Origin of the sequence: Streptomyces prunicolor NBRC 13075, assembly GCF_000367365.1 — a bacterium.
Lineage (GTDB): Bacteria > Actinomycetota > Actinomycetes > Streptomycetales > Streptomycetaceae > Streptomyces > Streptomyces prunicolor.
Window position 1 is genome coordinate 15,406 of the sequence record NZ_BARF01000040.1, and the last position, 22,670, is coordinate 38,075.

Consider the following 22,670-nt stretch of genomic DNA (forward strand, 5'->3'; position numbering starts at 1 on the left):
AGACGTCACCGAGGGGCGGCAGGACGTGAGCGAGGGGTATCAGGGCACCACCGGATCGGGCCACCGGTCCGCCGGTGGCACAGGAACAGCCTCTGACCACGCGGGAATTCCGTTCCTGGGGCACGTATTCCGGGTATCGGCATTTCAGCGGGACGATCCGCACGTACCCCGTGCGGTCCCGGACGGACGGATTCGACACGCGTGACGGAGCACCCCACCTCCTTCGAGCGCCCCGGCGGCGCCGACCCCGCAGACCCCCGCGGGGCGCTCCTGCACACCTCGACGCCGTCCAGGCCGTCCGGTGGCGCCGGCTTACCGGCACAGGCACGCACCGGTGAGCCGCCTCCGGCGCCGGGTACGAGCACGTCCCGCGCCAAGGGGAAGGACCCGGCAGGTACCCCTGTGAAGCCCGACACCGCAGGTGGCTCCGAGCACTCCCAGCCCTCGGCCGCCGAACCCGACGCCCACCGCCCGCGCCCTTCGCCCGACGGCATCCCGGCCCAGCCGGGCGTCGGCGAGGTCTCCGACGCCGCCGCCAAGGAGCGCCGTACGGGACAGGGGCTGCCGCCCGGCGGTCCCATGCCCATGCGGCGGGACGGGGACCGGCTGCGCTTCGTGGGCGCCGCGACCCGGCGGATCGCCCGCGGCATCGACCTCGACGAGATCGTCATGGGGCTGTGCCGGGCGACCGTGCCCACGTTCTCGGACGCGATCCTGGTCTATCTGCGTGATCCGCTGCCGGTCGGCGACGAGCGGCCCACCGGGCCCGTCGTGCTGCGGCTGCGCCGTACCGACCGCATCCCGGAGGAGCGGGACACGGAGAACGGCTTCATGCCCGCGATACAGCCGGAGCAGCCCTCCGAACTGTCCGCGGTCACCGCCGAGTTGTGCGAGGTACGGCCCGGGGGTGCGCTGAACGAGGTGCTGCGGGGCGTACGTCCCGTGTTCGCCGACTCGCCCGCCGCCCGCGCCGCACTGCCCGAACTGCTCGGTGAGGGCGGCGAGTTGATCGTCCCGGCCGGTCAGCGCGCGATCCTCGCGCCGCTGCGCGGCCGGCGCCGGGTGATCGGCGCCGCGCTCTTCCTGCGCCGCCCCGAGCGCATGGCGTTCGAGGCCGACGACCTCCTCGTCGCCGCCCAACTCGCCACGCACAGCGCGCTGGGCATCGACAAGGCGGTCCTCTACGGCCGTGAGGCGTACATCGCCGACGAGCTGCAGCGCACCATGCTCCCGGAGACCCTGCCCCGCCCCACCGGCGTCCGGCTGGCGTCCCGGTACCTCCCGGCCGCCGAGACGGCACGCGTCGGCGGCGACTGGTACGACGCGATCCCGCTGCCCGGCAGCCGGGTCGCCCTGGTCGTCGGCGATGTCATGGGCCACTCCATGACCTCGGCCGCGATCATGGGCCAACTCCGCACCACCGCACAGACGTTGGCGGGCCTCGACCTGCCCCCGCAGGAGGTCCTGCACCACCTCGACGAACAGGCCCAGCGGCTGGGCACCGACCGCATGGCGACCTGCCTCTACGCGGTCTACGACCCGGTCTCGCACCGCATCACCATCGCCAACGCGGGACACCCGCCGCCGGTGCTGCTGCACCTGGGCGGCCGGGCCGAGGTCCTCCGGGTGCCTCCCGGCGCCCCGATCGGTGTCGGCGGGGTCGACTTCGAGGCCGTAGAGCTGGACGCTCCTGCGGGAGCCACCCTCCTGCTGTACACGGACGGGCTCGTCGAGTCGCGGCTTCGGGATGTGTGGACCGGGATAGAGCAGCTGCGCGAGAAGCTCGCCGCGGTCGCGCAGCTCACCGGACCCGATCATCCGCCGCCCCTCGAGGCCCTGTGCGACGAGGTGCTCGACATGCTCGGCCCGGGTGACCGGGACGACGACATCGCGCTGCTCGCCGCCCGCTTCGACGGGATCGCGCCCAGTGACGTGGCGTACTGGTTCCTCGACCCGGAGGACTCGGCCCCCGGCCAGGCCCGCCGACTGGCCCGGCGCGCGCTGGCCCGCTGGGGCATGGAGGACATGAGCGACTCCGTGGAGCTGCTGGTCAGCGAGGTCGTGACCAACGCCGTGCGGTATGCGTCACGGCCGGTCACGCTGCGTCTGCTGCGGACCGATGTGCTGCGCTGCGAGGTCGGGGACGACGTGCCCCAGCTGCCTCGGCTGCGGCAGGCGCGGGCCACGGACGAGGGCGGACGTGGGCTGTATCTGGTCAACAGACTGGCCCGGCGGTGGGGAGCCACCCGGCTCAGTACCGGGAAGGTGGTCTGGTTCGAACTGAACCGGAATTAGACATCGTCCAAAAGTTGCCGACATACCGGCGTCGGAGTTGACTGCTGGGGTACGCGAAGGCGAAGCGACCTACTTTCTCTGACAGGAGGACGCGCTCGTGACGCAGACACCCCAGCAGACTCCGTACACCACGAACAACGTCGGAATCCCGGTGGAGAGCGACGAACACTCGCTCACCGTCGGACCCGACGGCCCGATCCTGCTCCAGGACCACTACCTCATCGAGAAGATGGCCCAGTTCAACCGGGAGCGGGTCCCCGAGCGGGTGGTGCACGCCAAGGGCTCCGGTGCGTACGGGTTCTTCGAAGTGACCAATGACGTCAGCCAGTTCACGAAGGCCGACCTCTTCCAGCCGGGCAAGCGCACCGAGATGCTGGCGCGGTTCTCCACCGTCGCCGGTGAGCAGGGCTCGCCCGACACCTGGCGCGACCCCCGCGGCTTCGCGCTCAAGTTCTACACAGAGCACGGCAATTACGACATGGTGGGCAACAACACCCCGGTCTTCTTCGTCCGGGACACCATCAAGTTCCAGGACTTCATCCGCTCGCAGAAGCGCCACCCGGCGACCGGGCTGCGCAGCAACGACATGCAGTGGGACTTCTGGACCCTCTCCCCCGAGTCGGCGCACCAGGTGACCTGGCTGATGGGCGACCGGGGCGTCCCGAAGACGTACCGCCACATGAACGGCTACAGCTCCCACACCTATATGTGGATCAACGGCGCCGGTGAGCGGTTCTGGGTGAAGTACCACTTCAAGACCGACCAGGGCATCGAGTACCTCACCCAGGCCGAGGCCGACGAGCTGGCAGGGTCCGACGGCGACAAGCACCGCCGTGACCTGCACGAGTCGATCGAGTCCGGGAACGCGCCGAGCTGGAGCCTGAAGGTCCAGATCATGCCGTTCGAGGACGCGGCGGACTACCGCTTCAACCCCTTCGACCTGACGAAGGTCTGGCCGCACGGGGACTACCCGCTGATCGACGTCGGCCGGATGACCCTGAACCGCAACCCCGAGGACTACTTCGTCCACATCGAGCAGGCCGCCTTCGAGCCCTCGAACCTGGTGCCGGGCATCGGCCCGTCCCCGGACAAGATGCTGCTGGGCCGGCTGTTCTCGTACCCGGACACCCACAGGTACCGGATCGGCCCCAACTACACCCAGCTGCCGCCGAATCGGCCGCACTCCCCGGTCAACTCCTATGCCAAGGACGGCCCGATGCGGTACGAGGCGTCCAACACGGCGCGGCCGTACGCACCGAACTCCTACGGCGGACCGGCGGCCGACTACGGCCGGTTCGGCGACCCGGCGAGCTGGCAGACCGCCGGTGAACTGGTGCGTGAGGCAACGAAGTTGCACCGCGAGGACGACGACTTCGGGCAGGCCGGCACGATGGTCCGCGAGGTCCTCGACGATGCCGCCCGCGACCGGCTCGTGGCGAACATCAGCGGTCACCTGAAGGCCGACGTGTCCCGCTCGGTCCTCGACCGTGCCCTGCAGTACTGGCACAACGTCGACAAGGAACTCGGCGACCGGATCGCCGCGAACTTCGCCTAGCGGTAAGCGAGTTCACCCAGCGGTACGTGAGAGGGCGCCCGGCGAAGTGCCGGGCGCCCGCTCTGCGCGCGACCTGACTACTGGCCGCGTGACCCGACTACTGGTCGAGCTGGTCGAACGGGTTGTCCGTGTTGTCGTCGCTCGGTGTCGTCGGCGAACTGATCGTCGGCGTCGGGGTGGGTGTCGGGGTCGGCGTAGGTGTCGGGGTCGGCGTGGGTGACTCCGAAGTCGGGGTCGGGGACGGCGACTTGGTCGTCGGCGTCACGGACGGTGTCGCCGACGGGGTCGGGGTCACCGTCGGCGTGTAGTCCGGCTCGACCGCCGCGCCCTGGTCGGTGTCCAGGTCGAACTTGCCGTTCGCCTTGGTCACTCCGAACATGTACGTCGCCCAGATCTGCGCCGGGTAGCCACCACCGTTGATACGGCCCGGGTACGGGATGAGGCCGGTGGCGCCGGTCAGCGTCACCTGCTGGCTCGCCTGCTTGGTCCCGACCGCACCCTCGCCGAACAGGCCGACAGAGGTGACCAGGTCGGGCGTGTAGCCGGTGAACCAGGCCGACTTGTTGTTGTCGGACGTACCGGTCTTGCCCGCGACCTGCTGCCCGTCGCGCTTGCTGTTCTCGGCCACCGACTTCTTCGCCGTACCGTCGTCGACCACACCGGTCAGCACCGAGGACACCGTGTCGGCGGCCTCGCGCGGGATGACCTGGGCGCCGATCGGGTTCGGCATGGTGATGTTGCGCGTGTTGTGCGCGACCGACTTGATGAGGGCCGGGGTGACCTTCTTGCCGTGGTTGTCGAAGGTGGCGTAGACACCGGCCATCTCCATCGGGCTCGCGCCCATGGTGCCGAGGGTCTGCGCCGGTACGGCCTTCAAGTCGCCGGTGTCCATGCCCAGTTCGCCCGCGGTCTTCATGACCTTGTCCATGCCGACGTCGACACCGAGCTGTGCGAAGACGGAGTTGATCGACTTGTTCATCGCCGTCTGGACGGTGACCTTGCCGTAGTCGACGTCGTCCTCGTTCTCCGGCGCGAACGCGATGTCGCTGCCCACGACCGGGCGCTTGCTGGTGCCGTCGTAGAGCGTCTTGGTCGTGATCGTCTTGCCGGACTGCGTCTTGGCCTCGTCGGCCAGGGCCGCGGCCAGGATCACCGGCTTGAACGTGGACGCGGGCTGGTAGTCGGTGCGGGTCGCGTTGTTCTGGTAGTGCTCCGTGTAGCCCGCGCCGCCGTACATCGCCACGACCGCGCCCGTCTTGGGGTTCACGGAGACCGCGCCGGGCTGGACGTTCGCGTCGACCTTGCGCTTCTTGCCGTCGAGCTTGCTGGTCAGCTGGGACTTGACCGACTTCTCCAGCTGGGCCTGCTTCTTCTTGTCGATGTTGAGCGTGATCGTCCAGCCGCCCGCGTCGACCAGCGCCTCGGCCTCCTTGGTGTTGGCGGCCACGCCCTGCGAGATCAGCTGCTTCTCCAGGGCCTGGTTGGCCGCGAACACCATGTAGCCGTTCTGGCCCTCCATGCCGGCCTCGGCCTTGGGCGCCTTGGGGACCGGGAACTTCATCCCCTCACGCTCGGTCGCGCTGAGCCACTTCTGCCCGACCATGTTGTCCAGCACGTAGTTCCAGCGCGCCTGCACCAGTTTCCGGCCGGTGGGGCTCGCGGCCTGCCAGTCGTACTGGTTCGGCGCCTGGAGCAGCGCGGCGAGATAGGCGCCCTGCTCGACCGAGAGCTTCTTCGCGTCGACCTGGTAGTAGGCCTGGGCGGCGGCCTGGATGCCGTAGGCGCCGCGGCCGTAGTAGCTGGTGTTGATGTACCCGGCGAGGATGTACTCCTTGGACTTCTCGCGGTCCAGCTTCAGCGAGATGACCATTTCCTTCAGCTTGCGCGTGACGGTCTGGTCCTGCGTCAGGTAGTAGTTCTTCACGTACTGCTGGGTGATCGTCGAGCCGCCCTGCGCGCCCTTGCCGGACAGCGTGTTGAGCAGGCCGCGCGCGGTGCCCTTGAGGTCGACGCCGGCGTCCTGGTAGAAGGTCTTGTTCTCGGCGGCGACGAAGGTCTCCTGGACAGGCTTGGGCACCTGTGAGAGGTCCACGTTCTCGCGGTTGACCGTGCCCTTGCGAGTCAGGACCGAGCCGTCGCTGTACTTGTAGATGTTGCTCTGCAGCTTCGCGTCGGCGTTGCCCGCGGGGATGCTGATCATCATGTAGAGCACGATGAAGGCGCCGATGCCCAGCAGGCAGAAGCCGAGGAAAGTGCCGAGGATCTTCTTCCAGGTGAAGAGCCTGCGTATGAAGCTCTTCCCGTCCTTGGCGCCCTTGCCGTCCTTGGCGCTCTTGCCGTCCTTGACTCCGGTGGCGCTCGTGGCTGCCGTGCCGTCCGCCCCTGACGAGCGGCGGGTCTTGGGCGCCGCGCGGTGTCCACCGCGCTGACGCGCTCGTCTCTCTTCCGCTCGTCCCATGAGTCCGTTCCGCTCCGCTTCGCTCTCTTGTGCTCTGGTGTCACACAGGTTCGCCCGTCAAGTCAGCTCAGAAAGCTAACACCAGGAGTTGTGACAAAGGGCTGTCGATCCGGTCCATTACGGACGTGACAATCAGCACCCGTCCTTATGGAACCGACGTACGAGAGGGGTTGAGGGTTGCCGTAGCAGGGTAAAGTGATATCACTTTGATTCAACCAAGCTACGGGGGACCATCATGACCACCGAAGTACCCGCAGACGTACCGGACATGCCTGCCCCGCGCGTGCGGGAGTTCGCCGCGCACAGCATCGGCGGCGGGCTCGCGCTCGTCCTCGGCCTGACCGGGTTGCTCGTCTCCGCCGGGCTGCTGGTCACAGCCGGCGCGGTCGACTCGGGCGGCGCCAAGGCCGCGCTGATCGTCGGCGGCATCCTCGTCCTGCTCACCGCGTTCATCGCGATGCGCGGGCTGAACACGGTGGCGCCGGGCGAGGCGCGGGTCGTGCAGCTCTTCGGGCGGTACCGGGGGACGATCCGGCAGGACGGGCTGCGCTGGGTGAACCCGTTCACCTCGCGCACGAAGATCTCGACCCGCGTCCGCAACCACGAGACCCCGACCCTCAAGGTCAACGACGCCTATGGCAACCCCATCGAGCTCGCCGCGGTCATCGTCTGGAAGGTCCGCGACACCGCGCAGGCCACCTTCGAGGTCGACGACTACACCGAGTTCGTCGCCACCCAGACCGAGACGGCCGTACGGCACATCGCCATCGAGTATCCCTACGACGCCCACGACGAGGGCGGGCTCTCGCTGCGCGGGAACGCCGAGGAGATCACCGAGAAGCTGGCCGTCGAGCTGAGCGCCCGGGTCGAGGCGGCCGGCGTGCAGATCATCGAGTCCCGCTTCACGCATCTCGCGTACGCGCCCGAGATCGCCTCGGCGATGCTTCAGCGGCAGCAGGCGGGGGCGGTCGTCGCGGCCCGGCGACAGATCGTCGACGGGGCCGTCGGCATGGTCGAGGCCGCGCTGGCCCGGATCACCGAGCAGGACATCGTGGAGCTGGACAACGAACGGAAGGCGGCGATGGTGTCCAACCTGTTGGTGGTGCTGTGCGGGGACCGGGCGCCGCAGCCGGTGCTGAACACGGGCACCCTGTACCAGTGACCGAACCTTCCGAGGCTTCCGAGGCGAAGCGCCGGCCGCAACAGCGTAAGCAGGTGCTGCTGCGGCTGGACCCTGCGGTGTACGAGGCTGTTGCTCGGTGGGCCGGGGATGAGCTGCGGTCCGCCAATGCGCAGATCGAGTTCCTGTTGCGGCGGGCTCTCGCGGAGGCGGGGCGGCTTCCAGGTGAGGCCGGGCCGCTGCCTCGACGTGGCCGCCCACCCGCGCCACCTCAATGACAGAACCGTGACAATCGGCCCCCACCTGCACGGCAGTACCCCCCGCCATGATCTACACACCGTGCGTATACACACCGCGTATACCCCGTGTGTAGAGTGCTCCGCATGTCCATCGGTCACACCCTTCTGGGGCTCCTGGAGTCCGGCCCGCGTCACGGTTACGACCTGAAGCGGGCCTTCGACGAGAAGTTCGGTCACGACCGGCCGCTGCACTACGGCCAGGTCTACTCGACGATGTCCCGCCTGCTGAAGAACGGTCTCGTCGAGGTCGACGGGATAGAGGCGGGCGGCGGTCCCGAGCGCAAGCGGTACGCGATCACCGACGCCGGGATCACCGACGTACAGCAGTGGCTCGCGACGCCGGAGAAGCCCGAGCCGTATCTGCAGTCGGCCCTCTACACCAAGGTCGTCCTCGCGCTGCTGACCCACCGGAACGCGGCCGAGATCCTCGATGTGCAGCGCTCCGAGCATCTGCGCAGCATGCGCATCCTGACCGACCGCAAGCGCAAGGGCGATCTCGCGGACCAGTTGATCTGCGATCACGCCCTCTTCCATCTGGAGGCCGACCTGCGGTGGCTGGAGCTCACCGCCGCGCGCCTCGACAAACTCGCCGAGGTGGTGGCCAAGTGACGACACATCCCGCCGGTTCCCTGCTCGCGGCCCATGAGCTGCGCAAGGCCTACGGGCCGACGACCGCGCTGGACGGCGCGGAGTTCTCCATCCATCCCGGCGAGGTCGTCGCCGTGATGGGGCCCTCCGGGTCGGGGAAGTCGACGCTGCTGCACTGTCTCGCCGGGATCGTGCCGCCCGACTCGGGCTCGATCACGTACAACGGGCAGGAGATGGCGACCATGAGCGACGCCCAGCGCAGTGCGCTGCGCCGCTCGGAGTTCGGGTTCGTGTTCCAGTTCGGGCAGTTGGTGCCGGAGCTGACCTGCGTCGAGAACGTCGCCCTGCCGCTGCGGCTGAACGGCACGCACCGCAAGGAGGCCGAGCGGACCGCGCTGAACTGGATGCAGCGGCTGGAGGTCGACGACCTCGCGAAGAAGCGGCCCGGTGAGGTCTCCGGCGGGCAGGGACAGCGCGTCGCCGTCGCCCGCTCGCTGGTCACCAGCCCGCGGGTGCTGTTCGCCGACGAGCCGACCGGCGCGCTCGACTCGCTCAACGGCGAGCGCGTGATGGAGCTGCTGACCGAGGCGGCCCGGTCCACGAACGCGGCCGTCGTGCTGGTCACGCATGAGGCACGGGTCGCCGCCTACTCGGACCGCGAGATCGTCGTACGGGACGGCAAGTCCAGGGACATGGAGCGCATCGTATGAACTCGCGTCAGTGGGCGGCCGATCTGGCCATGGGGGTGCGGTTCGCCTTCGGCGGCGGGCGTGAGGGCTGGGTGCGGGCCGTACTGACGGCTGTCGGCGTCGGGCTCGGGGTGGCGCTGCTGCTGCTCACCACCGCACTGCCGAACGCGCTGTCCGAGCGGGACGCGCGCGGCAACGCCCGGATGGACTTCACGTACAGCGGGAAGCAGTTGGCGAAGGCGGACAACACCGTCATCGTCGCCGACACGGACACCACGTTCCGCAGCAAGGACGTCCGCGGCCGGCTGCTGGAGCCCGAGGGCACCAAGGCGCCGCTGCCGCCGGGGCTCGCGAAGTTCCCCTCGGTCGGCGACATGGTCGTCTCCCCCGCGCTGGAGAAGCTGCTGAAGTCCGACTCCGGGAAGCTGCTGCGTGCGCGGCTGCCCTACCGGATCACCGGCACGATCGGGCAGACCGGGCTCATCGGGCCCGCCGAACTCGCCTACTACTCGGGCGGGAAGGGACTGGAAGCGCGTCAGTCCGGCGGCAGCGTCGAGCGCATCAACTACTACGGGCCCTCCGCGGGCAGCACGCCGGACGAGCTGGACCCGGTGCTGCTCCTGCTGATCCTGATCGTGTTCATCGTGCTGCTGCTGCCGGTCGCCGTGTTCATCGCGGCCGCCGTGCGCTTCGGCGGCGAGCGCCGGGACCGGCGGCTCGCGGCCCTGCGTCTGGTCGGCGCGGACGGGCGGATGGCGCGCCGGATCGCGGGCGGCGAGGCGCTCGCGGGGGCGCTCCTCGGGCTCGTCTTCGGCACCGGATTCTTCCTGGCCGGGCGGCAGTTGGCGTCGCTGATCGACGTGCGGGACATCAGCCTGTACCCCAGCGACCTCAACCCGTCGCCCGCGCTCGCCCTGCTCGTCGCCGTCGCCGTACCGGCCGCGGCCGTGCTGGTGACGCTGCTCGCGCTGCGCGGGGTCGTCATCGAGCCGCTCGGCGTGGTCCGCAAGGCGAAGCCGCCGCGGCGCCGGCTGTGGTGGCGGCTGCTGCTGCCGCTGGCAGGCCTCGCGATGCTCTACCCGATGACCGGCAAGGGCGACTCCAACGGCAACTTCAACCAGTGGCTGGTGATCGGCGGCACGGTCCTGCTGCTCGTCGGTGTCACCGCGCTGCTGCCCTGGGTCGTCGAGGCCACCGTGGCCCGGCTGAACTCCGGCTCGGTGTCCTGGCAACTCGCCGTCCGCAGGCTCCAGTTGAGCAGTGGTACGGCCGCCCGGATGGTCAACGGCATCGCGGTCGCGGTGGCCGGGGCGATCGCCCTGCAGATGCTGTTCTCCGGCGTCCAGGGCAACTACACCAAGCCGACCGGCAACGACCTGCGCCGGGCCCAGATGGAGGTCTCCATCGGCGGCGGCACCTCGCTGGCCGAGGCCGACCGGAAGCTCGCGGGGACCAAGGGCGTGCGCGCTACGTCGGCCATCTCGCAGACCACGATCGGCGAGCGGGCGAAGAACCCGGACGACGTGGCGGAAGTGGCCGTCGGCAGCTGCGCCCAGCTGCGTGCGGTGGCCCACCTGACGGCCTGCCGCAACGGTGACGTCTTCCGGATCACCGGTGGCGCCGACCCCGAGGCCACCACCAAGACGGAGCAGCTGGCCAGGGCCGGCCGAACGGTGTACTTCGACCCGTCGTACGACGAGATGCCGAGCGCACCGGCCACCTGGAAGATGCCGGCCGGAGTGAAGACGGCGACCCACCGCGAGGACCCGACCGGCTACGCCCGTGACGGGCTGCTGATCACCTCGGGCGCGCTGCCCGCGAGCGCGGTGAAGGGCCTGGACCAGAAGGTGTTCGTCTCGCTCGACCAGTCGGTGCCGGACGCGAGCGACCACGTACGGAACACCGTCGCGACGATGGACCCGCTGGCGGACGTGTTCACCCTGGCGAGCAACGACGTGACGCCGCAGTTCCGTTCGATCCGCACCGGGCTGTTCGTCGGCGCCACCTGTGTGCTGCTCCTCATCGGGGCGAGTCTGCTCGTGTCGCAGCTGGAGCAGTTGCGCGAGCGCAAGAAGCTGCTGTCGGCGCTGGTCGCCTTCGGCACCCGGCGGCGCACCCTGAGCCTGTCGGTGCTGTGGCAGACGGCGATCCCGATCGGGCTGGGCCTGGTGCTGGCCACGGTGGTGGGGCTGACGCTGGGCGCGGTGCTGCTGAAGATGAGCGCCACGGCGATCCGGATCGACTGGGCGAGCGTGCTGGCCATGTCCGGCATCGGCGCGGGGGTGGTCCTGGCGGTGACCCTGCTGAGCCTGCCGCCGCTGCTGCGGATGATGCGGCCGGACGGGCTGCGCACGGAATAGTCCGCCCGCAGCCGCCCGCCCTCTTCGGTCAGAGTCCGTACTCCCGTACCACGCGCCGGACTTGGGCGAAGAGCATGCCCACGTTCACCGACTTGCGGCAGACGACCACGGCGACGACGTCCTGTTGCTCGGTCATCCGCACGAACAGATGGGTGAGGTTCTCGCTGTTGACGAGGATCTCCTGGAAGTAGTGGTGGTCACTGGTGATCCCGCGACGCTCTTTGAAGACGTCCTCGATCATCGCGACCGTCCGGCCCTGGAACAGGTCGAGGGTCGCACCCGCCAGCAGGTCGAGGACCTCTGGCGGGTGGTTGTCGATGGTCTCGTACGACAGCAGCATGCCGGTGGACATGTCGACCACACCCGAGGCCACACAGTCGGGGGCATCGGTGCGGAGGGTTTTGACCAGGCCCATCACCTGGTCGGAGAATCCTGGGGTCATACGTTTTGTCGCCATCCCTTCACACTCCTTCTGACGCCTTCTCAGTGAGGATCGACTCGATGCGGTCCAGCGTCGGCCGGGCCGCGAGGTGCAGCCGGTCCACGTCCATCCCCTCGTCGCCGAGCACCACCATCAGCGCGGTGTCGCCCACGGCGTAGGTCGCGGCGCAGCCGTGACTGCCGTACGTCACCGTCTGGCGCAGCGTGCCGCGGTCGGTGGCCGCGGCGGTGCGCCGGGCCAGGCCGAGGCCGGCCGCGGCCAGCGCGGCGAGGGCCTCCGGGTCGATCGTGTCGGCGGTGTCGGCCGCGATGAGCAGTCCGTCGGCCGCGGTGAGCGCGGTGTCGGTGATGCCGGTCACCTGTTCCCGCAAGGTGCGCATTTCCAATGTCAGGGCTTTGTGATCCACTTACTCAACTCCCCTAGAACTGATCGCAATTGTGTCCGTCGTGTTCATTTCGGGGTTCCGTTCCGCATCCGGAAGAACCCTTTCCAACCCGCCCCGCTCTTTTCGGGGACGAGAGTTTCGGTGATACCGCTGGCGCCCGGATTCCGCCGGGGCAGGGCGGTGGGCGCGGTGAACTGCGGTGCCGCGGGCTCCGGTTCACGACGGCGTACGACAGGCGCGTCGGGCGGCAGCCGGACCGCGATCGGCACGGGTGTGTCCGCGCACTCCAGCAGCCCCTCGGCGAGCATCCGTGCGACCTCGGCGGTGACGGTGTAGACCGCGCGCCCGGTACGGAACGCGAGATCGCGTGCGGTACGGCGGCCGTCGACCTGGCCGAGCAACTCCCGTTGCAGCAGCCCGAGTCCGGCCTCGTCGAGGACCTGCGCCGGGGGCCGCGGGCGTTCCCGGTCGGGGCGTACGGGGTACGGCAGCGCGGCGATCGCGGCGGCTTTCCGGGCCGCGTCCTGGAGCAGCCTGACCGACGGCTCGCCGAGCGCGACGGGGGCGAACGGCCGCTCGTCCGGGGCGAGTTCACAGTCGTCGACGTCTCCGGCGACCACCGCGAAGGCCGCGTCGTGCAGGGCCAGCACACACACGATCCGCAACTGGGCGGCGCCCGCGTACCCGTGGGCGATCAGCCCGTCCAGCGGCCAGCGCGTGCCGCCCGACTCCCTTACCAGATCGGCCCATTGCTCCCCGCCGATCCGGCCGGAGCGCAGCAGCAGCGCCTCGGGTCCTGGAGCACCGGGACTCTCCACGGCGACGACGAGCCCGCGCCGCAGATGAAAGGTGCCGCCGGGCCTGCCGGACACCCGCAGCCCCCCGGTGAACTCCTCGCGCCCACAGGTCGCGAGAGCCCGCACGAGCAGGTCGTGACCGGCCCGGCCGCGGGAATCCCGAATGCCCGACATCACTCCCCCAGGCTTTTCGTACACGCAACTGACGTGTAGCGCTCAGGGGTGAAGGTGTATCAGTCCGCGCGCATATTCCGAACGGGTTCTTGCTACCTGCCTGCGGGTGACGGAAGTTGAGAATTCCCGCCGTTCGATTTCCTTTGTCCGACGCTCATTTGACCGAACGGGGGCGGGTCAGGCACTGCCGCCCAACACCCTTACCGGCAACGGTCGTAGCGCCTCGCGCAGGGCGGCGGCCAGCTCCTGGTACTCGGCGCGGCGGGCCGCTCCGGTGCGCATCGCGAGGGCGATCCGGCGGGTCGGGGCGGGCTCGGTGAAGTAGCCGGTGAGGAGTTGCTCGCTGCGGGTCGTCTCGACGCGCACGGCGGTACGCGGCAGGAGGGTCACCCCGAGCCCGCCGGCGACCAGCTGCACCAGCGTGGACAGCCCGGCCGCGGTGGTGGTGACCGGCGCGCCCTCCCGTCGCCCACCACCACCCTCAACCGAGGGGCTGCGCCCCGCCCCCTTCGATCCCAGCCCCGCCTCCCGGCAGATGTCGAGCGCCTGGTCGCGCAGACAGTGCCCCTCGTCGAGCAGCAGCAGGTTCAGCTCGCGCAGCGCCTCGCGCGGGATGCCGGACCGGCCGCCGAGGGGATGGTCGAGCGGGGTGACGAGGACGAAGTCCTCGTCGAACAACGGGAGTTCGACCACGCCCGGCACCCCCAGCGGCACGGCGAGCAGCAGCAGGTCGAGCCGTCCGCTGGTCAGCCCCTCCAACAGGTTCGCGGTCTGCTCCTCGTGCACCTGGAGATCGAGGTCCGGGTACCGGTCGTGCACCAGCCGCAGCACGGTCGGCAGCAGATACGGCGCGACGGTCGGGATGACCCCGAGTCGCAGCGCCCCGGTGAACGGCGCCCGCACCGCCTCCGCCTCCGCCATCAGCGCCCCGACCTCCTCCAGCACCGCCTTCGCCCGTACGGCGAGCCGCTCACCGGCGGGCGAGAGCAGCACCTTGCGGGTGGTGCGCTCCAGGAGTGTGACCCCGAGGGTGTCCTCCAGCGCGGCGACGGCACCGGAGAGGGCGGGCTGGCTCATGCCGATCGCGGCGGCGGCGTCCCGGAAATGGAGGTGCTCGGCGACCGCGGAGAAGGCCCGCAGCTGGGCCAGGCTGGGCTGGCGCCTCTTACTCGTATTACTAACGGTCACTGATAATCGCCTCCGATCAACACGACCCAGTGTAGCTATTTCCACAATCAATGCACGTTGTGCCAGGATCGGGGCCGACCAACCCACGAGAAGCACCCATTCCGCTTGGGTGCTTCTCCGCTGCAAGGAGTGCGCGTGCTCACTGTCGGTGACAAGTTCCCGTCGTTCGATCTGACCGCCTGTGTCTCGCTGGAGAAGGGCCAGGAGTTCCAGCAGATCGACCACAAGACCTACGAGGGCAAGTGGAAGATCGTCTTCGCGTGGCCCAAGGACTTCACCTTCGTGTGCCCCACCGAGATCGCCGCCTTCGGCAAGCTGAACGACGAGTTCGCCGACCGTGACGCCCAGGTGCTCGGCTTCTCCGGCGACTCGGAGTTCGTCCACCACGCCTGGCGCAAGGACCACGACGACCTGCGCGACCTGCCGTTCCCGATGCTGGCCGACTCCAAGCACGAGCTGATGCGCGACCTCGGCATCGAGGGCGAGGACGGCTTCGCCAAGCGCGCGGTGTTCATCGTGGACCAGAACAACGAGATCCAGTTCTCCATGGTGACCGCGGGCTCGGTCGGCCGTAACCCGAAGGAGGTCCTCCGGGTCCTCGACGCGCTCCAGACCGACGAGCTCTGCCCGTGCAACTGGACCAAGGGCGACGACACGCTCGACGCGGGCGCGCTGCTCGCCGGGAAGTGACCTGACATGTCACTGGACACCCTGAAGTCCGCCATACCGGACTACGCCAAGGACCTGAAGCTCAACCTGGGTTCGGTCATCGGCAACTCCGACCTGCCGGCGCAGCAGTTGTGGGGGACGGTCCTCGCTACGGCGATCGCGTCCCGATCGCCGCTCGTCCTGCGGGAGTTGGCGCCCGAGGCGAAGGCGAACCTGTCGCCGGAGGCGTACAGCGCGGCCAAGTCCGCCGCCGCGATCATGGCGATGAACAACGTCTTCTACCGGACGCGTCATCTCCTCTCCGACCACGAGTACGGCACCCTTCGCGCGGGGCTGCGGATGAACGTCATCGGCAACCCCGGGGTCGACAAGGTCGACTTCGAGTTGTGGTCGTTCGCCGTGTCCGCGATCAACGGGTGCGGGATGTGTCTCGACTCGCACGAGCAGGTGTTGCGCAAGGCGGGGGTTGAACGGGACGTGATCCAGGAGGCGTTCAAGATCGCGGCTGTGGTGGAGGCGGTGGGGGTTACGTTGGAGGCGGAGGCGGTACTGGCTGAGTAGGTTCGGCTGACCGTCCGTCTGCCCCCCGCCCCGGTTCCTGGGAGTACGACTTCAGGTAGCTCACCACCGTGTTCAGCACCGCGACCAACGGCACCGCCACCACGGCTCCACCGATGCCCGCGACCATCCCACCCGCGGCGACCGACAGGACCACCGCGAGCGGGTGCACCCGGACCGCGCGGCCCAGGATGAAGGGCTGGAGGATGTGGCCCTCGATCTGCTGGACGGCAAGGACCACGGCCAGCGTCAGGGTCGCGGTGAACACGCCCTGGGTGACCAGCGCGACGACCACCGCCAATGCGCCGGAGGCCACCGCGCCGACCAGCGGGATGAACGAGAACAGGAAGATGAACACGGCCAGCGGCACGGCCATCGGTACGCCGAGGAAGTAGATGCCGACGCCGATGCAGACGGCGTCGATGAGGGCGACTATCACCGTGCCGCGGACGTAGGCCGTGAGGGTGCGCCAGGCGCGCGGACCCGCGCCCGCCATCGCCGGCCGGGCCGCCGCGGGCACCAGCTTCAGCGACCACTGCCAGATCTTCGGGCCGTCGTAGAGAAGGAAGAGGGTCGAGAAGACCGTCAGCAGGATGCCGGTCAGCGCCTCGACGATGACCTGGACGCCCTCCAGGCCCGCCGAGGTGATCTGGTCGGTGTTCGCGCCGATGGCCTCGCGGAGGTTCTTGGCGATCTGGTTGATCTGCTTCTCGGTGACGTGGAACGGGCCCTTGAGCAGCCAGTTGCGCAGGTCGTCGACGCCGTTCTGGACCTGGTCGGAGAGGTTGTCGATGTTCGCCATGACCTGCCAGGTCACGAACCAGCCGATCAGCCCCATCACGACGAAGCCGAGGATCGCGGTGAGGGCGGTGGCGACTCCGCGCGGGAAGCCGTAGCGGATCAGGCGGGCCACCGTCGGCTGGAGGAGGGCCGTGATGAGGAGTGCGGCTACGAAGGCCAGGACCACCAGTTGGACGGCGCTGATGACGCGCATCAGGATCCAGACCGTGCCGGCCAGGATCAGGAGGCGCCAGGCCGCCTCGGCGGCGACGCGCACGCCCCAGGGCACGGCGAGCGCGGGGTCGGGGCGGTCGCGGGCGATGGTGACCGGTACGGGTTCCCGGGGTTGGGGGTGTTCGGGGTGGTCCGCGGGCGGTTCGGGCGCGGCCTCGGCGTCTTCCTTCGCCACCTCGGCGCGGCGCTCGTCCAACCGCTCCCCCATCTCGCTCAGTCCGGCGCCGACCTTGCCGAGCCATCCTGGTACTCGCGACATGAATTGTCCTCTTCCCCCGTCTTGCCCCACTACTCCCCCCTGGAGTCGCTGCGTGTCCGACCGTACAGGGCGAAGGCCCCTCCCCCTATGACGGGGAGGGGCCTCGTGAGGTTGAGCGGGCCGGGCTGGAATGGACCGGAACGGACGTCCGGTCCAACAGCGGCTCTAGTACCAGTTGTTCGCCTGCCAGAACGACCAGGCCTCGCACGGGCTGCCGTAGCGGCTGTCCATGTAGTTGAGGCCCCACTTGATCTGGGTGGCCGGGTTCGTCTGCCAGTCCGAACCGACCGACGACATCTTGGAACCGGGCAGAGCCTGGAAGAGGCCGTAGGCGCCGGAAGAGGCGTTGACCGCGCGGTAGTTCCAGCTGGACTCATGGTCCACGATGTTGCTGAAGCACTGGAACTGGCCGCTGGGCACCATGGAGGCGGCCATCGACTGGATCTGCGCGACCGTGTAGGAGCTCTGCACGGGGAAGCTCGACGAGGACTTGCTTGCCTTGGCGGCAGCGGCCTTCGCCTCTGCCTTCTCCTTGGCAGCCTTCTCGGCCTTCTCCGCAGCCGCCTTCTTGGCGACGGCGGTCTTGGCGGCGGCCAGGCGGGCCGACTCCTCCGCGTCCTTCTTGGCGCTCGCGTCGGCCTGGATCGCCTGGGCGTCGGCCTGCTGCGTCAAGGAGGCGGTCTGTACCTGGGCCTGCTGGCCCGAGGGGAGGTCCGCCAGGAGCGTGGTGTCGGCTGCCGTCGTCTCGGCGTCATTGTTCTGCGCCTGTGCGACGCTGCCCGAGGCAACGCCTACGACGCTTCCGACGGCGGTGACCGCGGTGGCCGAAGCCACGGCGAATCCCCGGACCGAAATCCGGCTCACACGGTTTCCTTCCAGCATCGTCCGCTTCGGTGACCCTGGCGGACGCAATCGTGCCCCTGAACGCTGGCCTCCCAACTGCGGGGTCACGGGAGGCACGGGCCCGGTGGGCAACTCCCGCTCGGGGAGCGCCGCGTGGAGAGCGGGCGGCATACGACTTCGCTGTGGAGTTGGCTGTGATGCTCAAGTGGTGCGTACCGCTGGGGGTACACGTGTGTCGTATGCGGGGCCTGACAGGAATGAGACTCTGCCGTAACCGGACGCCGGGTGGCAATTCTGAGTTGCGTGTGAAAGCTCACATCCCGTTTGCCCCACGGGATTTCGAGAAACAGCGAGACGCGAAAGCGCCGCCCCGCTAAGCTCATCGGCTTCGCGGGACGGCGCCAACTGGCCTGAATTACCTCAGATTTGACCGTCCTCCAGCATTTCGGTCACAAGCGCCGCGATCTGGGACCTCTCGGACCTCGTGAGGGTCACATGCGCGAAGAGCGGGTGGCCCTTCAGCTTCTCCACCACGGCGACGACACCGTCGTAGCGACCGACCCTCAAGTTGTCCCGCTGGGCCACGTCGTGGGTGAGGACCACCCGCGAGTTGGCGCCGATCCGGGACAGGACGGTCAGCAGGACGTTCCGCTCCAGGGACTGCGCCTCGTCCACGATCACGAACGCGTCGTGCAGCGAGCGGCCGCGGATGTGGGTGAGGGGCAGGACTTCGAGCATCCCGCGGGCGGTGACCTCCTCGATGACCTCGCGGCTGGTGACCGCGGACAGCGTGTCGAAGACCGCCTGGGCCCAGGGGCCCATCTTGTCGGCCTCGGAGCCGGGCAGGTAGCCCAACTCCTGTCCGCCCACCGCGTACAGCGGCCGGAAGACCATCACCTTCTTGTGCTGGCCGCGCTCCAGTACGGCCTCCAGGCCCGCGCAGAGCGCGAGCGCGGACTTGCCGGTGCCGGCCCGGCCGCCCATCGACAGGATCCCGATGTCCGGGTCGAGCAGCAGATCCAGCGCGATGCGCTGCTCCGCGCTGCGGCCCTTGATGCCGAACGCCTCCCGGTCGCCGCGCACGAGGCGGACGTTGCCGTCGGCCGTGACCCGGCCGAGCGCCTTGCCGCGCTCGGACTGGATGGTGAGACCGGTGTGGACGGGGAAGTCGGCGGCTTCCGGGACGTAGACGCGGCCCTCCTCGAAGAGGATGTCCACCTGTTCGCCCGGCAGGGTCAGTTCGGACATTCCGGTCCAGCCGGAGGAGCCCGTGATGGCGAGTTCCGCGCGGTACTCCTCGGCGAGGAGTCCGACGGACGACGCCTTGATCCTGAGCGGAAGGTCCTTCGACACGACGGTGACGTCGTACCCCTCGGCCTGCAGGTTGCGGGCGACCGCGAGGATGCGGGAGTCGTTGTCCCCCAGGCGATAGCCGCTGGGCAGCACGCTGGGGTCCGAGTGGTTGAGCTCGACCCTGACGGTGCCGCCGAGTTCCCCGATCGGGATGGGGGCGTCGAGGCGACCGTGCCGGACGCGGAACTCGTCCAGCAGGCGCAGGGCCTGCCGGGCGAAGTACCCGAGTTCGGGATGGTGCCGCTTCGCCTCCAGCTCTGTGACCACGACGATCGGCAGCACGACTTCGTGCTCCTCGAAGCGGTTCAGTGCGTTCGGGTCGGCCAGCAGAACGCTGGTGTCGATGACATAAGTGCGCCGGTCAGGCAAACGGCGCTTTGTGCTGGTCACCACGGAAGGACGTACCCCCTCGGATGAGGTCGGGGAGCGACGGAGAGGAGCTGGACCGGTCCAGGCCCCATTGCGCGGGCCGAGAACCGGCCCTCCGCCTCGCCCGTACTGACCGCACGGTCGAACTGGTGCAAAGGGCCTCCCGGGCGGACGGCCCCGTGCCGTCCGCTGAGATACGACACCCGTGGTTCGGGCGTCGACCTGCTTGGCTTATGCCCTCGAACATGCGCCGCCATGCCACGGCATATGACGGCGCCCTGGTGAACTCCTTGTTACTTACGCACCAAGGGGGGTGGTACCGGGGTTCTGTCCGTCATTCGCCGTAGCGGCCCGATCGTTCTCCGCTACGGCCGTCACGCGCCGTAGCGGCCTCTTCATCCGCCGTAACGCCGGTGTCGCGCCGCGTAGTCACGCATCGCGCGCAGGAAGTCGACCTTGCGGAAGGCCGGCCAGAAGACCTCACAGAAGTAGTACTCGGAGTGGGCCGTCTGCCAGAGCATGAATCCGGACAGCCGCTGTTCGCCGCTCGTGCGGATCACCAGATCGGGGTCGGGCTGGGCACCCGTATAGAGGTGCTTGCCGATGAGGTCGACGTCCACGTGCTCGGCGAGCTCCTCCATCGAGGTGCCCTTGTCGGCGGCGTCCAGGATCATCGAGCGGACCGCGTCGGCGATCTCCTGCCGGCCGCCGTAGCCGATGGCGCAGTTGACGAGTATCCCGTCGACGTGCGCGGTGGACTCCTCCGCCTCCTTGAGGACGGACTGCATCTGCGTGGGCAGCAGGTCGAGGGTGCCGACGTGGTGCACGCGCCAGCGGCCGTCCGCGGCGAGGGAACTGACGACGTTCTCGATGATGCCGAGCAGCGGGCCGAGCTCTTCCTGGGGGCGGTCGAAGTTGTCCGTCGACAGCAGCCAGAGCGTCACGACCTCGACGTCCGTCTCGCTGCACCAGCCGAGGAACTCCTCGATCTTCTCGGCGCCGGCCCGGTGTCCCATGACGGTGGTCGAGCCCGCGGCCTTCGCCCAGCGCCGGTTGCCGTCCATGATGACGCCGATGTGCTTGGGCACCTGCTCGTGGTCGAGATGGCCTTCCACCCTGCGTGCGTAGAACCTGACCAGCAGTCGGCGCAGGGTGTCGCGCAGGTTCACGTGTTGTCAGCCCCTCCGTGGATGGCAGTCCCCGGCGTCGAAGCCTACCCCCGCCGGAGCCCTGTTCCCCCAAGGGGTGTCTGGGCTCATCCCGGTTCGGCACGAAGGTCGGACCCGAGCGATGTCCCGACCGATGTCCCGACCGAAGTGTGGACGGCCGCCGCACGGCACAGAAACGCTCGACGCGCGGCACAAAAAAATCGGGCCGGTCCGTGGGGGGGATACGGACCGGCCCGAGGGGGGGTTTCCACCATAACCCTTCGTAAGTGATGCTGCGTGCATCGGCGTGCCACAACTACTCTCCGAAACCGTCCGACGACGCGTACGGGGGTGCGGAACCCCTGATTCCGGCCCTGATCATGGCCGAATCACAGCGGATTCCAAGGAGAACGTGGAGAAACGTGGAGGTTTTCCGCCGACCCCCGGCATGTCGCCCTCAGGGGTGACGCCGTCAGCGAACGCCGGCTTGACGGGGCAGGGCACCGCGCAGCCCCCTCCACCGCGCGGTGCCGACCGCGCAGCTTTGCTCACGCGAATTACCTTGGTCTGAACTTACGCGAGGTGACGGGTGGGGCGCGAGTCGATCCCGATAACGATGTGGAAAACCCGTGCACATATGAGGGACGTGATGTGACGTCGCCCGGTGCGTCTCATTCGGTCGGCTTGCGGACGTCGAAGAGGTGGCGGGTGCTGTACGTCACGAACGGGCCCGTGGACTCGATCTGCTCGTGCAGGGCGCGGAGTTGGGGCTCGTACGCCTCGACCGTGAAGTCGGGGACCATCCAGATCACCTTGCGGAGGAAGTGGACGACGGCCGCGATGTCGTGGAACTCCATCCGCAGCCGCTCGGCGCGCAGCTCGACGATCGCCAGACCCGCGGCCTCGGCGCCGGCCCGCTCGCGCTCGGGGTCGCGGGCGTTGCGCAGGTCGTCCGGTTGGGGGCCGAGGAAGTGCTCGACGAGTTCGACGGCGCTGCCGGGGCCCACGTGCTGGGCGAAGTACGTGCCGCCCGGGCGCAGGACGCGGGCGATCTCCGGCCAGTTGGCGCGGACCGGGTGGCGGCTCAGGACCAGGTCGAACGCGGCGTCGGCGAAGGGCAGCGGGGCGTCCTCGGCCGCGGCGACCACCACGACGCCGCGCGAGCGGAGCAGCTCGGTGGCCTTGGCGACGTTCGGCGGCCAGCCCTCGGTGGCGGCGACGAGCATCGGGGGCTGCGCGGCGGCCCGGCTCAGCGCGAAGTCGAAGACCTCCCCGCCCCCGGTCTGGACGTCCAGGGCGGTGGTCGCACGAGAGAGGCGGTCCCCGGCGGAACGCGCGTACCCCCACGAGGGACGCGCCTCGGTCGCCCGGCCCTCGAACCAGGAGAAGTCCCAGCCCTCGGTGGGGACGGCGACGCCTTCCGCTACAAGGTCTTCGAAGCTGCGCGTACCACTCGTGCTGCTCCCGCTGTTGTCCATGGGGCGATGGTCGCAGGGCGTTGTCGGTGGGCGCTGCTAATTTTCGAAGCATGGCGAGCGATGGCACCAACACGGCTGCGGGCGACGGGGATACGGGGAACAGGGATACGGGCAACGGGGATACGGGGCTGCCGTTCCACGGCGACGAGAAGGCGACGTTGCACGCGAACCTGGACCGGGTCCGGGACGCGGTGCTGTGGAAGCTGGACGGGCTGGACGAGGAGCGGGCCAGACGCCCGATGACGCCCTCGGGCACGAGTCTGCTCGGGCTGGTGAAGCATCTGGCGTCGGTGGAGTACGGCTGGTTCGTGGAGAGCTTCGGCCGCGAGGGGGAGCCGCTGTGGTTCGACCCGTACACGGACGAGGACATGCGTGCGGGCCCGGACGAGACGACGGAACAGATCGTCGCCTTCTACGGCCGCGCCCGCGCCGCCGCCGACCGCGTGATCACGGAGCTGCCGCTGGACGCGGTCGGCCGGCCGCCGTGGCGGGAGCACTCCGTGTCGCTGCGCTGGGTGCTGGTCCACATGCTGGAGGAGACGGCGAGACATGCGGGGCACATGGACATCGTGCGGGAGTTGATCGACGGGGCGGCGGGGGATCATCGGCCGGAGGCGTAGCTCGGGGTG

20 protein-coding genes are annotated in these 22,670 nt (G+C 69.2%); 10 read left to right on the forward strand and 10 right to left on the reverse strand.

Features of this window, described 5'->3' with window-relative positions:
• Nucleotides 1–201: 201 nt before the first annotated feature.
• Together SPR02S_RS18530 and SPR02S_RS18535 are read left to right on the forward strand one after the other, a co-directional pair.
• Nucleotides 202–2,295, forward strand: a complete 2,094-nt coding sequence (locus SPR02S_RS18530; RefSeq protein ID WP_026150673.1) for a SpoIIE family protein phosphatase — start codon at nt 202–204, stop codon at nt 2,293–2,295.
• Between the two features lie 97 nt (nt 2,296–2,392).
• The gene (locus SPR02S_RS18535; RefSeq protein ID WP_019058487.1) at nt 2,393–3,850 is read left to right on the forward strand and encodes a catalase; all 1,458 of its coding nucleotides are present in this window, start codon (nt 2,393–2,395) and stop codon (nt 3,848–3,850) included.
• Between the two features lie 97 nt (nt 3,851–3,947).
• Here the strand turns inward: SPR02S_RS18535 and SPR02S_RS18540 are convergent, their stop codons facing one another.
• Nucleotides 3,948–6,308, reverse strand: a complete 2,361-nt coding sequence (locus SPR02S_RS18540) for a transglycosylase domain-containing protein (RefSeq protein ID WP_019058488.1) — start codon at nt 6,306–6,308, stop codon at nt 3,948–3,950.
• A gap of 235 nt (nt 6,309–6,543) precedes the next feature.
• On the opposite strand from SPR02S_RS18540, the gene SPR02S_RS18545 reads away from it, so the two are divergent.
• The 5 genes from SPR02S_RS18545 to SPR02S_RS18560 all read left to right on the forward strand — a co-directional run bounded on the left by SPR02S_RS18545 (nt 6,544) and on the right by SPR02S_RS18560 (nt 11,364).
• Nucleotides 6,544–7,470 (forward strand): SPFH domain-containing protein, encoded by a 927-nt coding sequence (locus tag SPR02S_RS18545; protein WP_019058489.1) that lies wholly within the window; start codon nt 6,544–6,546, stop codon nt 7,468–7,470.
• On the forward strand, nt 7,467–7,706 hold the full coding sequence (locus SPR02S_RS64895; RefSeq protein ID WP_078622937.1) for a type II toxin-antitoxin system antitoxin: 240 nt from the start codon (nt 7,467–7,469) through the stop codon (nt 7,704–7,706). Before SPR02S_RS18545 ends, SPR02S_RS64895 begins: the two co-directional genes overlap by 4 nt.
• 105 nt (nt 7,707–7,811) lie before the next feature.
• Entirely contained in the window at nt 7,812–8,336 is a 525-nt protein-coding gene (locus SPR02S_RS18550) for a PadR family transcriptional regulator (RefSeq protein WP_019058490.1), read from the forward strand.
• Complete coding sequence (locus SPR02S_RS18555) at nt 8,333–9,025, forward strand: ABC transporter ATP-binding protein (protein ID WP_019058491.1); 693 nt, start codon at nt 8,333–8,335, stop codon at nt 9,023–9,025. Before SPR02S_RS18550 ends, SPR02S_RS18555 begins: the two co-directional genes overlap by 4 nt.
• Nucleotides 9,022–11,364 carry an ABC transporter permease gene (locus SPR02S_RS18560; RefSeq protein WP_019058492.1) on the forward strand — a complete coding sequence of 781 codons (2,343 nt, stop codon included), beginning with the start codon at nt 9,022–9,024 and terminating at the stop codon, nt 11,362–11,364. Before SPR02S_RS18555 ends, SPR02S_RS18560 begins: the two co-directional genes overlap by 4 nt.
• Nucleotides 11,365–11,392: 28 nt before the next feature.
• On the opposite strand, the gene SPR02S_RS18565 is transcribed toward SPR02S_RS18560, so the two are convergent.
• From SPR02S_RS18565 to SPR02S_RS18580, 4 genes are all read right to left on the reverse strand, one after another.
• A complete protein-coding gene (locus SPR02S_RS18565; protein ID WP_026150674.1) occupies nt 11,393–11,821 on the reverse strand; it encodes a hypothetical protein in 429 nt (142 codons plus the stop codon).
• A gap of 4 nt (nt 11,822–11,825) precedes the next feature.
• Nucleotides 11,826–12,185, reverse strand: a complete 360-nt coding sequence (locus SPR02S_RS18570; RefSeq protein ID WP_019058494.1) for a roadblock/LC7 domain-containing protein — start codon at nt 12,183–12,185, stop codon at nt 11,826–11,828.
• A gap of 71 nt (nt 12,186–12,256) precedes the next feature.
• Nucleotides 12,257–13,162 (reverse strand): hypothetical protein, encoded by a 906-nt coding sequence (locus SPR02S_RS18575; RefSeq protein ID WP_019058495.1) that lies wholly within the window; start codon nt 13,160–13,162, stop codon nt 12,257–12,259.
• A 177-nt stretch (nt 13,163–13,339) separates the two neighbouring features.
• Nucleotides 13,340–14,350 carry a LysR substrate-binding domain-containing protein gene (locus SPR02S_RS18580; protein ID WP_019058496.1) on the reverse strand — a complete coding sequence of 337 codons (1,011 nt, stop codon included), beginning with the start codon at nt 14,348–14,350 and terminating at the stop codon, nt 13,340–13,342.
• 135 nt (nt 14,351–14,485) lie between these two features.
• Here SPR02S_RS18580 and SPR02S_RS18585 point away from each other — a divergent pair, with 135 nt between their 5' ends.
• Both SPR02S_RS18585 and SPR02S_RS18590 read left to right on the forward strand, forming a co-directional pair.
• Nucleotides 14,486–15,040 (forward strand): peroxiredoxin, encoded by a 555-nt coding sequence (locus SPR02S_RS18585; RefSeq protein ID WP_019058497.1) that lies wholly within the window; start codon nt 14,486–14,488, stop codon nt 15,038–15,040.
• A gap of 6 nt (nt 15,041–15,046) precedes the next feature.
• The gene (locus tag SPR02S_RS18590; RefSeq protein ID WP_019058498.1) at nt 15,047–15,580 is read left to right on the forward strand and encodes an alkyl hydroperoxide reductase; all 534 of its coding nucleotides are present in this window, start codon (nt 15,047–15,049) and stop codon (nt 15,578–15,580) included.
• On the opposite strand, the gene SPR02S_RS18595 is transcribed toward SPR02S_RS18590, so the two are convergent.
• From SPR02S_RS18595 to SPR02S_RS18615, 5 genes are all read right to left on the reverse strand, one after another.
• Nucleotides 15,546–16,850, reverse strand: coding sequence for an AI-2E family transporter (locus SPR02S_RS18595; RefSeq protein ID WP_019058499.1), 1,305 nt, complete (start codon nt 16,848–16,850; stop codon nt 15,546–15,548). The two genes, SPR02S_RS18590 and SPR02S_RS18595, sit on opposite strands and share 35 nt — an antisense overlap.
• A 165-nt stretch (nt 16,851–17,015) precedes the next feature.
• Nucleotides 17,016–17,714, reverse strand: coding sequence for an aggregation-promoting factor C-terminal-like domain-containing protein (locus tag SPR02S_RS18600; RefSeq protein ID WP_019058500.1), 699 nt, complete (start codon nt 17,712–17,714; stop codon nt 17,016–17,018).
• 399 nt (nt 17,715–18,113) lie between these two features.
• Nucleotides 18,114–19,439 carry an RNA 5'-3' helicase PhoH2 gene (gene phoH2 / locus SPR02S_RS18605; protein ID WP_019058501.1) on the reverse strand — a complete coding sequence of 442 codons (1,326 nt, stop codon included), beginning with the start codon at nt 19,437–19,439 and terminating at the stop codon, nt 18,114–18,116.
• A gap of 371 nt (nt 19,440–19,810) precedes the next feature.
• Nucleotides 19,811–20,584 (reverse strand): isoprenyl transferase, encoded by a 774-nt coding sequence (locus tag SPR02S_RS18610; protein WP_019058502.1) that lies wholly within the window; start codon nt 20,582–20,584, stop codon nt 19,811–19,813.
• 650 nt (nt 20,585–21,234) lie between these two features.
• On the reverse strand, nt 21,235–22,041 hold the full coding sequence (locus SPR02S_RS18615; protein WP_019058503.1) for a methyltransferase domain-containing protein: 807 nt from the start codon (nt 22,039–22,041) through the stop codon (nt 21,235–21,237).
• A gap of 50 nt (nt 22,042–22,091) precedes the next feature.
• Between SPR02S_RS18615 and SPR02S_RS18620 the strand changes: the two genes are divergently transcribed.
• Nucleotides 22,092–22,661 (forward strand): DinB family protein, encoded by a 570-nt coding sequence (locus SPR02S_RS18620; protein ID WP_019058504.1) that lies wholly within the window; start codon nt 22,092–22,094, stop codon nt 22,659–22,661.
• The last annotated feature ends 9 nt before the right edge of the window (nt 22,662–22,670 follow it).

Excerpts from the sequence above, each read along its gene's own strand:
- SPR02S_RS18540 (WP_019058488.1), bottom strand. The coding sequence starts at position 6,308 with ATGGGACGAGCGGAAGAGAGACGAGCGCGTCAGCGCGGTGGACACCGC.
- SPR02S_RS18570 (WP_019058494.1), bottom strand. The coding sequence starts at position 12,185 with ATGCGCACCTTGCGGGAACAGGTGACCGGCATCACCGACACCGCGCTC.
- SPR02S_RS18560 (WP_019058492.1), top strand. The coding sequence starts at position 9,022 with ATGAACTCGCGTCAGTGGGCGGCCGATCTGGCCATGGGGGTGCGGTTC.
- SPR02S_RS18590 (WP_019058498.1), top strand. The coding sequence starts at position 15,047 with ATGTCACTGGACACCCTGAAGTCCGCCATACCGGACTACGCCAAGGAC.
- SPR02S_RS18545 (WP_019058489.1), top strand. The coding sequence starts at position 6,544 with ATGACCACCGAAGTACCCGCAGACGTACCGGACATGCCTGCCCCGCGC.
- SPR02S_RS18575 (WP_019058495.1), bottom strand. The coding sequence starts at position 13,162 with ATGTCGGGCATTCGGGATTCCCGCGGCCGGGCCGGTCACGACCTGCTC.
- SPR02S_RS18550 (WP_019058490.1), top strand. The coding sequence starts at position 7,812 with ATGTCCATCGGTCACACCCTTCTGGGGCTCCTGGAGTCCGGCCCGCGT.
- SPR02S_RS18565 (WP_026150674.1), bottom strand. The coding sequence starts at position 11,821 with ATGGCGACAAAACGTATGACCCCAGGATTCTCCGACCAGGTGATGGGC.
- SPR02S_RS18615 (WP_019058503.1), bottom strand. The coding sequence starts at position 22,041 with ATGGACAACAGCGGGAGCAGCACGAGTGGTACGCGCAGCTTCGAAGAC.
- SPR02S_RS18595 (WP_019058499.1), bottom strand. The coding sequence starts at position 16,850 with ATGTCGCGAGTACCAGGATGGCTCGGCAAGGTCGGCGCCGGACTGAGC.
- SPR02S_RS18620 (WP_019058504.1), top strand. The coding sequence starts at position 22,092 with ATGGCGAGCGATGGCACCAACACGGCTGCGGGCGACGGGGATACGGGG.